Source organism: Streptosporangium sp. NPDC006930, assembly GCF_040635605.1.
Taxonomy (GTDB): Bacteria; Actinomycetota; Actinomycetes; order Streptosporangiales; family Streptosporangiaceae; genus Streptosporangium.
Genome location: NZ_JBEYID010000007.1, coordinates 326,722 through 339,912, shown reverse-complemented (window position 1 = coordinate 339,912; position 13,191 = coordinate 326,722). Strand labels below are relative to the sequence as shown.

Here is a 13,191-nt window from a genome sequence, read left to right as displayed (position 1 = left end):
GAGATATCGATCTGTGAGGATGCCGAGACGGGAAACGCTGGACCGCGTAGGCGCCGAGCCGTGAGGATGTCGAACCACGAAGATGCCGAGCCGCGAAGATGCGAGGTTTCATGAGCGTCGCCCAGCCTGTCCCCGACCCGCGGGCGGCGCTCGCCGAGCCGACCCGCAGGGTGGGGCCCTGGTGGGTGGCCGGCATCTCGCTCGCCAACCTCGCGCTCTGGATGGCCTACTTCGGGCCGCTCCAGGTGCTGCTGCCCTCGCAGGTGGCGTCGATCGACCCGGCGGGCAAGGAAGGGGCGCTGGCACTGGTGACCGGGGCGGGGGCCGCCGTCGCGATGCTGTTCAACCCCGTCGCCGGAGCGTTGTCGGACCGTACGGCAGGGCGTTTCGGGCGCAGGCATCCGTGGTCGCTGGGCGGGGCGCTGGCCGGGGCCGGGGCGCTGGTCCTGTTGGCGGGCCAGGACTCGATCCTCGGTGTGATGGCCGGATGGTGTCTCGCGCAGGCCGGGCTCAACGCGATGCAGGCCGCGCTCGGCGCGGGGGTGCCCGACCACGTACCGGTCGGTCAGCGAGGTGAGGTCTCCGGCTGGATCGGGATTCCCCAGTCGCTCGGGGTGGTGTTCGCCGTGGTCCTGGTCACCATGGTGGCCACCACCACCGAATCCGGATATTTCTTGATAGCGGCGCTGATCCCGCTCTGCGTGCTCCCCTTCGTCCTCACCACCCCCGACCCCCGCCTGACGGACAGGCCGCCCTTCGACCTCGGAGCCTTCCTGAAGGGGTTCTGGATCAGCCCCCGCACCCACCCCGACTTCTTCTGGGCCTGGCTGACCCGCTTCCTGATGCAGCTGGGCAACGCGGTCGCCACGCTCTACCTGCTGTACTTCCTCGCCGACGCGGTCGGCTACGAGAGGCTCTTCCCCGGTGAGAAGGCCGAGGACGGCCTGCTCGTGCTGATCCTGATCTACACCGTGGCCGTCGTGCTCACCACCGTCGTCGCGGGAGTCGTCTCCGACAGGCTCGGCCGCCGCAGGGCGCTCGTCACGATCTCCGGCCTGATCAGCGTCATCCCCGCGGTGATGCTCGCCTTCTGGCCGCACTGGCAGGTCGCGACGGTCGGCGCCGCGATCATGGGGGTCGGCTTCGGCATCTACCTCTCGGTCGACAACGCCCTCGTCACCCAGGTCCTGCCCGCCGCCGAGGGGCGTGCCAAGGACCTCGGCGTCATCAACATCGCCAACTCCGGCCCCCAGGTGCTCGGCCCCGCCATCGCCGGTCCCATCGTGGCAGGTCTCGGCGGTTATCCCGTCCTCTACATGACCTCGGCGGCCCTCGTCCTCCTCGGGGCCGTCCTCGTCTGGAAGATCCGCTCGGTCCGCTGAGCGCCGGGCCCCCGTCGGCTCCCTGTCGGAAGGGCCGCTGAGCGCCGGGCCCCCGTCGGCCCCTGGCGGAAAGACAAGTGGAGGTATGAGGCCTCTCGTGCCGGTGTTGCGTCTTTCACTCAGCGTTGTATCCATGTCACCCCCGATCCTTTCGGTGACCATTCGGTCGCCGAGGGTGATGCGACCCTTCGGGTATGGCAGTGGTAACCCCCCGGCCCGTTCTGGGAATCGTGCTTCTGATCTTCGTCAGCGCCGCATGGGGGTCGGCTTTCCCGCTGATGAAGGATCTCATCGTCCGCGTGCCGGTGGCGGACCTTCTCGCCGAGCGGTACGGCATCGCCGCCCTCGTACTGCTCGCGCTGCGCCCGAGAAGCCTGCGAGGGCTCTCGGAGAACGCCTGGCGCACCGGCATCCTGCTCGGCCTGCTGTTCGGCGTGGGCCAGACGGCCCAGGCGGTCTCACTGCACGATCTGCCCTCGTCGGTCTCGGGGTTCACGGTCGGCTCGTACGTGGTGATCACCCCTGTTCTCGGGCTGTTCCTGCTCGGAGCCAGGACGTCGGCCCGCATCTGGGCCTCGGTGGCGCTGGCCACGGCCGCGATGACCGCGTTCGCCCTGATGAGGGAGGCGGAGGGGGACATCGTCCTGCCCGCGCTGGTCGCCACTTTGTTGTCGGCGGTCCTGTACGCGGTCCACACGCTGCTGCTCGGCAACTCCGCCGAGGCGCGGCAGAACGCCTACGCGGTCACGGTGATCCAGCTCGGCACCATCGCCGCCATGACGGGTGCCCTCGCCACGCCGGACGGTCTCACCCTGCCCTCGACGCCGGGCGACTGGGCGATCCTCGGCCACCTGTCGATCGTGGCCTGCGCCCTGGGTTTCCTGGCCCGCTCCTGGGGCCAGGTCCATGTCTCGCCGGTGTCCGCCGCGGTGATCCTGTCGACCCAGCCGCTCTGGGTGACCGTTCTCGCCGTGGCACTGCACGGGGAGCCGCTCACCACGGGCGTCTACCTCGGCGGCGGGCTGATCGCCCTCGCCATGCTCCTGGTCGTGTCGCCCGGGGGACTGTTCAGCTCAGCTCGGCGGGGGAGAGGCCCAGTTCCGCCGCCGCGGCCGTCCGGATGAACTCGGTCATCCGCGCCCGCGAGAGCACCCGCCGGTGCACCGTCACCTGCGTGGAAAGGCCGTCGATGAGAGACATGACCCGCCAGGTCGTGCCCTCGGGGTCCGCACAGGTGAAGACCTCCGCCGTGACGCCGTCGTCGATGATCGCGCGGAGCGCCTCCTTCCAGCGCATGTCGATCCTGCGGGACGTCTCCTCAAGCTCGGCGTTGCGTATCGACTCGGCCCAGGCGTCGATCCACAGGGCCCACGACTTGGATTTCCCGCTGGGCGGATAGAACCTGAGCAGAGCCCGCAGCCGGTCGAGGGGGGAGCCACCGGACTCCTCCACCTTGGTGAGCGCGTCCAGGTCGAGCTGGGCGGCGTAGGAGAAGGCCTGGGCGAAGAGCTTCTCCTTGGTCTCGAAATGGTAGAAGAGCAGCGCCTGGCTGACGCCGGCCGCCTGGGCGATGTCGGTTGTCCGCGTGTGACCGAAGCCCCGGGCCGCGATGACATCACAGGCGGTCCGGAGCAGATCTTCACGACGTAATCGCCCAAATCCCCTTGCCACAAGGGAACACTAGCGCGTCAGGGATCGCCGTCCGGGCCGGGGTGCAGCCGGGGTACAGAGGTATGCACAGGACGAATCGGGCACCCCACGCGCTGTCACCTACTTGGGAGTAGGAACGCCACGGACGGTGAGGAGCCGAGACTCAGAGGGGGATCCCGCCGCGCCGCGCCCCGTCGCCCGGGCACCGGCCGGGCTCGCTCAAGCGGGCCTGCCCAGCTCGGCGCGGAACAGCCGGTGTACGTTGCCGCCGATGATCTTCGTGATCTCCTCGTCGGCGAAGCCGTGCTTGAGCAGGGCGTCGGTGACCAGGGGCAGCCCGCCGGGGCCCGACAGTCCCGGCAGGGCCGCGAAGGGATCGACGTCGTAGTCCGTCTCGCAGCACGGGGGAGTCACGTCGTGCAGCACCTCGCGCACGAAGTCGGGGCCCAGGCCGACGTGGTCGATACCGCCGACGCCCGCGACGTGCTCGATGTGGTCCACCAGCCGGTCCACGGTGTACTCGGCCGGATCCTCGGCCAGGAAGGCGGCCAGGAAGTTGACGCAGACGACGCCGCCGGTCGCGGCGACGGCGCGGATCTGGTCGTCGGTGAGGTTGCGGTGGTGCTCGCGCAGCGCGCGGGCCGAGGAGTGGGTGGCCATCACCGGCCTGCTCGTCAGCTCCAGCACGTGCTCGACCCCCGAGACGCTCAGGTGGGAGATGTCGAAGATCATGCCGAGGCGTTCCATCTCCCGCAGCGTCTGGACTCCGGCGCCGGTGAGCCTGCCGCCGGTGGCGTCCTCGCCGCTGCCGTCGGCCAGCGCGGTGCGGCCCCAGTGCGCGATCGAGGCGATCCGCACGCCCAGGCGGTGCAGGGTCGGCAGCAGTTCGACGGAGGCGTCCAGGCCCGGCATGCTCTCCATCGCCAGGACCAGGGCGATCTTGCCCTCGGCGAGGGCCTGGTCTATCTGCGCGCCGTCCAGGCACAGGCGGACGGTCTCCGCGTTGCCCTCGGCCAGCGTGTGGGCGCACTCGATCATGCGCAGGGTCTGGCGCAGCGCCCCCTCGGGACGGTGCTGCTCGTCGACGAAGACCGGCAGCACCTGGAGGTTCACCCCTCCCTCACGCAACTGCGGCAGCCAGCGCTCCCGGAAGAACGACGCCCAGCGGTGCGGCGGACGCGCGGTGACCGCCATCAGCAGATCGTTGTGGGTATCGGCGACCACGGAGTCGCGGTGGAGGTCGGCGGACACGGGCGGGCCCTTCTGCGCGGACGGCTCTGGTTCGACACGACGCTATCGGCCCGCCGGGCCTTCGCGTACTCGCGCGCGGAGTGGGTGTTGACCGAGAGAGCGACGACGATCTGGGGGCTTCGCGTACTCGCGTGCGCGGAGTGGGTCAGCGCGCGAAGTGGAAGGCCTCGGGGCGCGGGGTTTTGGTGAGACGGCGGTAGGCGGTCGCACTGCCCGGCCAGTTGCCGGTGACCCTGCCCGAGGCGTTCTTGTACCAGCTCGTGCAGCCCGCCTGCCAGACCATGCCCTCCATGTCCCGGTCGAGGTTCTGCCGCCAGGTGTCCATCGCCTCCGGCCTCACCTCCATCGGCCCGCGTGAGGCCAGCTGCGGCAGGCAGCCCATGATGTACCGGACCTGGCATTCGAGCATGAAGACGATCGAGGTGTGACCGAGGTTGGTGTTGGGGCCGTACAGCAGGAACAGGTTGGGGAAGTGCGGCACGGCGATGCCCAGGTACGCCTCGGCGCCTTCCTTCCACTCCTCGGCCAGCCGCCGCCCGTCGCGTCCGGTGACCTCGATCGTGCTCAGAAACTCCGAGGTCTCGAAGCCGGTCGCGTAGACGATCGCGTCGGCCTCGCGGACTCCGGCGACGGTCTCCACGCCGCCGGGGACGATCCGGGTGATCCGGTCGGTGACGACGTCCACGTTGGGGCGGGTCAGCGCGGGATAGAAGTCGCTGTCGATGACGACCCGCTTGCAGCCGAGCGGGTAGGAAGGGGTCAGCTTGGCCCGTAGCACCGGGTCGGAGACCTGCTCGTGCAGGTGCCCGAGGGCATACTTGCGCACCAGGTCCGTGCTCCAGCCCCCGGCCAGGGCCGGGTAGAGGATGTGCTCCGCGTACCGGTAGACCCACTCGCGGTAGGCACGCTGCAGGAACGGCGCGAGGCGGAAGGCCGTCCGCACGCGCGGGCTGAAGTCGGTGCCCTGCTTGGGAAGCACCCAGTTGGGGGTTCGCTGGAAGAGGTCCAGGTGCCCGGCCACCTCGGCCACCTTCGGGACGAACTGCGCCGCCGACGACCCGTTCCCGATCACGGCGACTCGTCTGCCCGCCAGGTCGACGGAGTGGTCCCAGCGCGCGGAGTGGAAGGCCGCTCCATTGAATGTCGATATTCCCGGAATATCGGGCAACTGGGGCCGGTTCAGCTGCCCTATCGCCGACACCACCACGTCGAACACCTCCTCCCCGGCCGGCGTACGGACCCGCCATTTGCCCAGCGACTCGTCGAAGGCGGCGGAGACGACCGCGGTGTTCAGCCGGATACGGGAACGCAGGCCGTACTTGTCGGCACACCCCCGCAGGTAACCCAGGATCTCCGGCTGCCCGGCATAGCGGCGCGTCCGGCTGGAGTATCTCTCGAAGGAGAAGGAGTAGAGATGCGAGTGGGTGTCGCAGCCCGCCCCCGGATAGGTGTTGTCGCGCCAGGTCCCCCCGACGTCGGACCCCTTCTCGAAGATCGTGTACGAGCGGATGCCGGCCTTCTCCAACTGGATGGCCATACACAGGCCGCCGAATCCGGCACCGATGATCGCGACATTAGGCCCCATGCGCACGCCCTCCGGGTGTGAGTGTTCACTGACGCTAGGCGATGCCCCCGAAGCCGTGGAAGCCGCCGGGGCAATCACTGGGGAAATCCCGAGGTGGCCGTTGGCAGGCCACCGGGGGCCTGGAGCTCCAGGGGGAGACCTGACCGTTGGAGAGGGCCGATATTCTGCGCACGTGCCTACGCTTGCCGACATCGTCACAGAGCTGGAGTCCCGCTACGACCCGAGATGGGCCGAGTCGTGGGATGCGGTCGGGCTCGTCTGCGGGGATCCCGCCGCCGAGGTGCGCAAGATCCTGTTCGCGGTCGACCCGGTCGCCGCCGTCGCCGAGGAGGCCCTCGACTGGGGCGCCGACCTCGTCGTCACCCACCATCCGCTCTACCTGCGCGGCACCACGAGTGTCGCGGCGACCACCTCCAAGGGCCGCCTGATCCACACGCTGATCAAGAACGACATCGGGCTCTTCACCGCCCACACCAACGCCGACGTCGCCGACCCCGGAGTCTCCGACGCACTCGCCCGCGCCGTTGGCCTGACCGGCCCGCTCGTCCCCCTCAGCCCCGCCGCCGACGACCCCCGGCGCGGACTGGGCCGCGTCGGCTCGCTGCCAGAGCCCGTCCCCCTCGCCGAATTCGCCAGGCAGGCCGCCCGCGGGCTCCCCGCCACGGCGGGCGGCCTGCGGGTCGCCGGAGATCCCGACCGCGCCGTCCAGCGGATCGCGGTCAGCGGCGGAGCCGGAGACTCCCTGCTCGGGACGGCCCGCGCCGCCGGGGTGGACGTCTTCCTCACCGCCGATCTGCGCCACCACCCGGCCAGCGAGTTCATGGAGAACTCCGGTGGCCCCGCGCTGATCGACGCGGCCCACTGGGCCACCGAATGGCCCTGGCTCGCCGACGCGGCACACCATCTCGCGTCCGCGTCGGCCGCCAGGGGGATTACTGTTGAGACGCGCGTATCCGAGACGGTCACGGACGCCTGGAACACAACAGCAAAGTGCGAGGATTTCACGTGAAAGCAGCTCCTGCGGCCCAGAAACGTCTGCTTGACCTGGCCGAACTCGACTCCGCCCTCGACCGGCTGGCCCATCGCCGCCGCACCCTTCCCGAGCTGGCCCAGATCGACGAGCTCTCCGGGCGCATCGCCCGCATCGCGACCCAGGTGATCGCCGCCGAGACCGAGTCCGGCGACCTCGCCCGCGAGCAGAGCAAGGCCGAGGCCGACGTCGACTCGGTCCGCACCCGCGCCGAGCGCGACCAGAAGCGCCTCGACTCCGGCCAGGTCTCCTCGCCCAAGGACCTGGCCAGCCTCCAGTCCGAGATCGTCTCCCTGAAGCGCAGGCAGGACGATCTGGAGGAGGTCGTGCTGGAGATCATGGAGCGCCGCGAGTCGGCCGACGAGCGGGTCACCAAGCTCGTGGCCGAGCGCGACGAGCTCGCCGGCACCCGCGGCTCCGCCGAGGACCGCAGGGACGCCGCCTTCGCCGAGATCGACAAGGAGAAGGGCGAGCTCCAGGGCAAGCGCACCGAGGTCGCCGGCGACATCCCGGCCGACCTGCTCGCCCTCTACGAGAAGCTCAGGGAGCAGTTCGGGGTGGGCGCCGCGATGCTCCAGGGAGCCCGCTGCCTCGGCTGCCGTACGAGCCTGTCCATCGCCGAGATCAACCGCATCAAGGCCGCCTCCCACGAAGAGGTCATCCGCTGCGAGGAGTGCCGCCGGATCCTCGTCCGTACCGCCGAGTCCGGCCTGTGAGTCCTGTGACCTCGTACGTCATCGAGGCGGACGGCGGCTCGCGGGGCAACCCGGGCCCGGCCGGCTACGGTGCCGTCGTCAAGGACGCCGCCGACGGCCAGGCGCTGGTCGAGACCGCCGAGTCGATCGGCACCCAGACCAACAACGTCGCCGAGTACCGCGGGCTCATCGCGGGCCTGACCTCCCTCCTCGCCCTCGCCGGCGACGGCGCGAAGGTCGAGGTCCGGATGGACTCCAAGCTGGTCATCGAGCAGATGGCCGGCCGGTGGAAGATCAAGAACGAGGGCCTGCGTCCCCTCGCCCTGGAGGCCGCGGCCCTCGCCAGACGTCTCAGGGTGACCTGGCGCTGGATCCCCCGCGAGAAGAACAAGGACGCCGACCGCCTCGCCAACGAGGCGATGGACGCCGCGGCCAAGGGCCGCCCCTGGCGCCTCTCGGCCTCTTCTGGCGCGGGAGCACCCGGAGGTCGGCCCCCTGTCGGTGAAGCGCCTGGCGGCAGGGGAGTCTCCAGCACGGGAGTTCCCGGTGGCCGGGCCTCCGAGACGGAAGCATCCGGCGGCCGACTCCCCGGAACGCGGGACCGGTCGGCGGAGGCGTCGGAGGCGTCGGCGCGGGCGGCCCGGACGGGAGAGCCGGCCGAGGCGGACCGTACGGCGCAGGCGACTCTGACGATCGCTCCCCCCGGTTCGAGCACCGGCTGGCGCCCGCCCACCTCCACCGCGACCTCGCTGTACCTGCTCCGGCACGGTGAGACGCCGCTCTCCATCGAACGGAGGTTCTCCGGGCTCGGAGACCCCGAGCTCACACCCAACGGCATCGCCCAGGCCGAGGCCGCCGCGGTCAAACTGGCCGGGAAGCCGTACGACATCCAGGTGATCGTCAGCTCGCCGCTCAAGCGCGCCCGCGCCACCGCGGAGATCGTCGCGGCGAGGACGGGACTTGAGGTCGTCGTCGAGGAAGGGCTGCGGGAGGCCGACTTCGGCGCCTGGGAAGGCTACACGTTCACCGAGATCCAGCGCCGCTGGCCCGACGAACTCGCCGCGTGGCTGGCGGACCCGTCCGCCGCGCCGCCGGGTGGGGAGAGTTTCGGGGTGGCGGCGCGGCGGGTCCAGGCGATCGGGGACCTGCTGATAGAGCGCTACGAGGGAAGGACGGTCCTCGCCGTCTCCCACGTCACGCCGATCAAGATGCTGCTGCAGTCCGCGCTGCTCGCTCCCCTCGGCGCGCTGTACCGCATGCATCTCGACCTGTCAGCTTTGTCCCTGATCGAGTATTACGCCGACGGCCCGGCGGTGGTGAAGGCGTTCAACGACACCTCGCACCTACGCTGAACCGTCGGTCTCACCTCCACGGACGACCGTGAAGGCGATGAGACCCCCGCCTCGGCGGTCTCACGTCCACGAAAGGCCGCAGGGGTGGTGAACCCCATCCACTAAAGGCCGCGGGGATGCTGAAATCCCCGCGCAGGCGGCTCACGTCCATGACAGGCCCCGGCCGCGGAGGCGGTGAAACATTCGCCCTCCGCGGCGGCCGGAACCCTCACGGCGTGCGAAACCGGCTGCCCCGCCGGTCGTCGGTGCTCTCATCGGTTCCCCCGGTGCTCGTCCGTCCCGTCTCGCTTGATCCATATTCCAGCGCACGCGACTTGCCGCTCGGTTGGAGTCCACTTGGGAGCCGTTAGGCTTGGATCACGGCGGACGAGCCGGCCGGGCGGCCGCGTCGGGTCTCTTACGAGGCCCGCCGAGGAAGGTCCGGGCTCCACAGAGCAGGGTGGTCGGTAACGCCGACCCGGGGTGACCCGCGGGAAAGTGCCACAGAGAACAGACCGCCTCGTCGCAGGACGAGGTAAGGGTGAAACGGTGGTGTAAGAGACCACCAGCGCCCACGGTGACGTGGGCGGCTCGGTAAACCCCACCTGGAGCAAGGTCAAGAAGGGGCGCTCTTCGGAGCGTCCCGCGCGCGACGCCTGAGGGCTGCTCGCCCGAGTCGCGCGGGTAGACCGCTTGAGGCCGACGGCAACGTCGGTCCTAGATGGATGGTCGCCCCTTCACACACGTGAAGGACAAAACCCGGCCTACAGGCCGACTCGTCCGCCCTTAAGCCGCTGACCTGGCATGGAGCATCCGTCAGGCAAGATCAGGGCACATTTAGGGCACATTCGCCCGAGAGATCACGAAGACGCCCCCGGCCCCGCTTGGTTCACGAGACGAACCCGTTTGGTCGAAACGGACCGAGGGCGAGGAATCTCCGCACCTGCTTAAGTAGTAGGCCCTCGAACCGCCACGGGCGTCGGAGGAAATCTTCGCCGGCGGGATCGTCTGCTGCCGCGTTCTTCGGCAACATCTCGATGCTCTCAACGTCGGCCGAGTTCAGTGCGTAGCGTGCGGGTGCGGTAACACTTTCCGTGCTGGTCTTTCAAGGACGGATAATGACTTTTTCTAGATCATATAGAGCCGTTCCGTGTAGAGGTTGATCCGTCGCAAGACACTCTTCTGCCGGCGGTTTCACGCTTGTTTCGGGCCACTGCGATATTCGAATTCGATCTGTCCGGATCTCTTTCATCGAGAAAACCTCAACGCCTCCCAAGGCCAGAAGTATATCGCGATGCCCGTACTACTAGCTCTACGAATCCGGTACCCATATCATGGAAATATTGACAGCAAAAGTGTTGCGTTAGGAGAATGGTGAAAGGCTGGGTGACGGTTGGAAGCCCAGATACTCGGGCCGCTGAGTATCAGCGACGGCCATAGAACGATTCCCGTGAACTCCGGCCGTCAGCGCGCGCTACTGGCCGCACTCTTGGCAAAACCGAACCAGCCTCTGTCGGTGGAACACCTGATCGAGGTCCTCTGGGGCAGATACCCTCCGGAAAACGCCAGAGTAGCTCTGCGCACCTATGTGATGCGGCTGCGTCAAGCACTGGGCGACGAACTGGGCGGCAGGATCGTGACCCGACCGCAGGGCTACCAGATCAGAGCCGAGGTGCATGAGGTAGACCTGCTGATGTTTCAACGGCACGCGATGAACGCGAGGTCCGCTGTACGGGAGGGCAACTGGAGGGCGGCCGCAGGCGAGCTGCAGCGAGCGCTTGCGCTTTGGTCTGGCGAGCCATTCACCGAGGTGCCGTCCGCGAGCCTTCGGGAGCGCGAGCTGCCCTACCTCGAGCAGCTTCATCAGCGAACTCTGGAGCTGCATTACGAGGCCCAGCTCGCGCTCGGGCATCACGATGACATCGTGTTGGAGCTCGAGCGCGCTGTCGAGTCACATCCGTTCCGTGAGCGGTTCTGGGCTCAGTTGATGACGGCCCTCTACCGCAGTAGGCGTAAGGGTGACGCTCTCGCCGCCTTCCAGAGGATTCGCCGCGAGCTCATCAAGGAGCTGGGAAGCGAGCCGGGGCTCGAACTGCAGCAACTGCATCTGGCGATACTCAAGAACGACGAAACCCTGGTCGTGCCGCAAGCCGGTGAAGAACCAGAAGCCCGGCAGCAGGCGATCGAGTCGCCCGCGATGGTACCCCGACAGCTGCCCGCAGCCCCGTATCACTTCACAGGACGAGTCGACGGGCTAGGAGTACTCAACCAAGTACTGAGTCAGACGCAGCGAGGGGACAGGACGGCTGCCTCCATCGTGGTGATCAGCGGCATCGGGGGCATCGGCAAGACTGCTTTGGCCGTGCACTGGGCACATCAAGTGGCAGATCTGTTCCCTGACGGCCAGCTCTTCCTCAACCTCCGAGGCTTCGAGACCTCGGGCAATCCGATCGAGCCGGAGACCGCGCTCCGGTCCATGCTCAACGCGCTCCGCGTTCCGGAAAGTCAAATCCCGGTACAGCTCGAGGCGCAGGCGGCCCTGTTCCGAAGTGCGCTCGCGGGCAAACGGGTGCTGTTGATTCTCGACAACGTCGGGGACACCGAGCAGGTACTTCCCCTGATCCCCGCTTCGTCCGGCTGCCTGACCGTCATTTCCAGCCGCAACCAGCTGACCGGCCTCCTGGTCAGTACCGGCGCCAAGTCGATCAGGTTGGGACCGTTGCGGATGGACGAGACGGCCAAGTTGATCGAGGAATTCGTCGGGGACGAGCGGGTCAAGGCTGAGCCCGAGGCGATATCCACGATGGTCGCGATGTCAGAGTGCATTCCGCTTGCGGCCAGCATCCTGGCCTCGATGACCCTCAGCCAGCCGTCTTTGCGACTCGCGGACTTCGTAGAGATGTTCGAGGAGACGCTGAGCCCGCTGGACCGGTTGGAAACCGGCGACACCGCGACCAGCATGCGATCCCTGCTCCACGGCTCCTACCGGCACCTGACCGACGATGGACGTAGGCTGTTGCGCTTCTTCGGCCTCCATCATGGAAATCAGGTGACCACTGCGGCGGCGGCCACTCTCGCCGGGATGTCCCTGGCGAGCACGCAAAAAGCTCTCACCAACCTCGCGAGAAACCACCTGGTGGAGAATGTGAGACCGGGGCAGTACTCGATGCACGACCTGGTCCACAGCTTCGCCGCGGAGGTCGTGAACCAGGAGGAGCTGGAGGCCGACCGACGGTTGGCCTCCAACCGTGTGCTGGATTACTACCTCCACAACGTCCACCGAGCTGTGGGACTGCTCATGCCCACCCGCCGCCTCACCCCGCTGCCCACCCTGCAGCACGGAGTGCTCACGACCCATTTCCAAACGGTGGCCGAGGCTGAAGCTTGGTTCGAGGACAACCGAGGCTCGATCATTGCAGCACTTCTCAAGGCGCAGGACGACGGCCTCCCCAACCACACGTGGCGGATCGTCGAGGGGCTCGCTCCCTTCCTGGAACCGCTCGGTCACTGGCACGACTGGTATCGGGTGGCCAAGAACACGGTCGATGCGACATGTGCCCTTGGAGATCCGTACGCTGAGGCCATCGCTCGGCTGGAGTTCGGGAGTGCCGCCGACTTGCTGGATCCCGCAGGCGAAGGCGCCGAGCCGGAACTGGTCCGCGCGCTCGCCCTGTTCGAAGAGATCGGCGACATCGGCGGACAGGCCAGGACCCATCACCGTCTCAGCCTGTACAGCGGTAGACGTCACCGTAAGCACGAGTGCCGGCACCACGCCGAGCGGGCATTCGATCTGCACGCCAAGGACGACAACCCGGTCGGGCAGGCCGAGGCGCGCAATGCGTTGGGTTGGTACTTCGCGTCGTTCGGCGATTACGACACGGCTGTGTCGGCCTGCCGCGAGGCATTGACCCTCAATCGCGAATCCGGAAACCTGGCCGGCGAGGCCGACGTATGGGACAGCCTCGCCTACGCGTACCAGAGCAGCGGCGACCTTGACGCGGCTGAGGAGTGCTATCGGCAGGTGATTCTCCTGGACGAGCAACTTCCCCGGCTTGGGCACCGCTATAACCAGGCCGAGACCTTGAGCAGGTACGGCGACCTTAGACAAGAGCTTGGGGATACGGTCGGGGCGCTGCAGCTCTGGCGCAAGGCCCAGGAACTCCTGGACAAGTAAGTCCTAAGGCTGAGAACGGGTAGGGCGAGTCACCGTAACCATCGCCCAGGCCTTGCTCGGCATCCGCTCCGAAACCCGTCGGCCGCGTTTCCT

Annotated in this window: 9 protein-coding genes and 1 other RNA gene; 7 read left to right on the top strand and 3 right to left on the bottom strand. The window is 68.1% G+C overall.

Annotated features, from left to right (window positions below):
- Positions 1 to 110: 110 nt before the first annotated feature.
- Together ABZ664_RS15745 and ABZ664_RS15740 are read left to right on the top strand one after the other, a co-directional pair.
- Entirely contained in the window at positions 111 to 1,382 is a 1,272-nt protein-coding gene (locus ABZ664_RS15745; RefSeq protein ID WP_362509124.1) for an MFS transporter, read from the top strand.
- A 194-nt stretch (positions 1,383 to 1,576) separates the two neighbouring features.
- A complete protein-coding gene (locus ABZ664_RS15740; RefSeq protein WP_362509121.1) occupies positions 1,577 to 2,506 on the top strand; it encodes a DMT family transporter in 930 nt (309 codons plus the stop codon).
- Here ABZ664_RS15740 and ABZ664_RS15735 read toward each other — a convergent pair.
- The 3 genes from ABZ664_RS15735 to ABZ664_RS15725 form a co-directional block, all read right to left on the bottom strand.
- Positions 2,451 to 3,053, bottom strand: coding sequence for a TetR family transcriptional regulator C-terminal domain-containing protein (locus ABZ664_RS15735; protein ID WP_362509118.1), 603 nt, complete (start codon positions 3,051 to 3,053; stop codon positions 2,451 to 2,453). The two genes, ABZ664_RS15740 and ABZ664_RS15735, sit on opposite strands and share 56 nt — an antisense overlap.
- Positions 3,054 to 3,251: 198 nt before the next feature.
- On the bottom strand, positions 3,252 to 4,283 hold the full coding sequence (locus tag ABZ664_RS15730; protein WP_362509115.1) for a dipeptidase: 1,032 nt from the start codon (positions 4,281 to 4,283) through the stop codon (positions 3,252 to 3,254).
- Between the two features lie 145 nt (positions 4,284 to 4,428).
- Complete coding sequence (locus tag ABZ664_RS15725; protein WP_362509112.1) at positions 4,429 to 5,868, bottom strand: NAD(P)/FAD-dependent oxidoreductase; 1,440 nt, start codon at positions 5,866 to 5,868, stop codon at positions 4,429 to 4,431.
- 172 nt (positions 5,869 to 6,040) lie between these two features.
- On the opposite strand from ABZ664_RS15725, the gene ABZ664_RS15720 reads away from it, so the two are divergent.
- From ABZ664_RS15720 to ABZ664_RS15700, 5 genes are all read left to right on the top strand, one after another.
- Complete coding sequence (locus tag ABZ664_RS15720; RefSeq protein ID WP_362509109.1) at positions 6,041 to 6,877, top strand: Nif3-like dinuclear metal center hexameric protein; 837 nt, start codon at positions 6,041 to 6,043, stop codon at positions 6,875 to 6,877.
- A complete protein-coding gene (locus tag ABZ664_RS15715) occupies positions 6,874 to 7,614 on the top strand; it encodes a C4-type zinc ribbon domain-containing protein (protein WP_362509105.1) in 741 nt (246 codons plus the stop codon). The genes ABZ664_RS15720 and ABZ664_RS15715 overlap by 4 nt, the downstream gene beginning before the upstream one ends.
- Positions 7,611 to 8,945, top strand: coding sequence for a bifunctional RNase H/acid phosphatase (locus tag ABZ664_RS15710; protein WP_362509102.1), 1,335 nt, complete (start codon positions 7,611 to 7,613; stop codon positions 8,943 to 8,945). The genes ABZ664_RS15715 and ABZ664_RS15710 overlap by 4 nt, the downstream gene beginning before the upstream one ends.
- Positions 8,946 to 9,312: 367 nt before the next feature.
- An RNA gene (gene rnpB, locus ABZ664_RS15705) (RNase P RNA component class A) lies at positions 9,313 to 9,707 on the top strand.
- Between the two features lie 667 nt (positions 9,708 to 10,374).
- A complete protein-coding gene (locus ABZ664_RS15700) occupies positions 10,375 to 13,098 on the top strand; it encodes a BTAD domain-containing putative transcriptional regulator (protein ID WP_362509099.1) in 2,724 nt (907 codons plus the stop codon).
- Positions 13,099 to 13,191 lie beyond the last annotated feature (93 nt).

Excerpts from the sequence above, each read along its gene's own strand:
- ABZ664_RS15745 (WP_362509124.1), top strand. The coding sequence starts at position 111 with ATGAGCGTCGCCCAGCCTGTCCCCGACCCGCGGGCGGCGCTCGCCGAG.
- ABZ664_RS15740 (WP_362509121.1), top strand. The coding sequence starts at position 1,577 with ATGGCAGTGGTAACCCCCCGGCCCGTTCTGGGAATCGTGCTTCTGATC.
- ABZ664_RS15725 (WP_362509112.1), bottom strand. The coding sequence starts at position 5,868 with ATGGGGCCTAATGTCGCGATCATCGGTGCCGGATTCGGCGGCCTGTGT.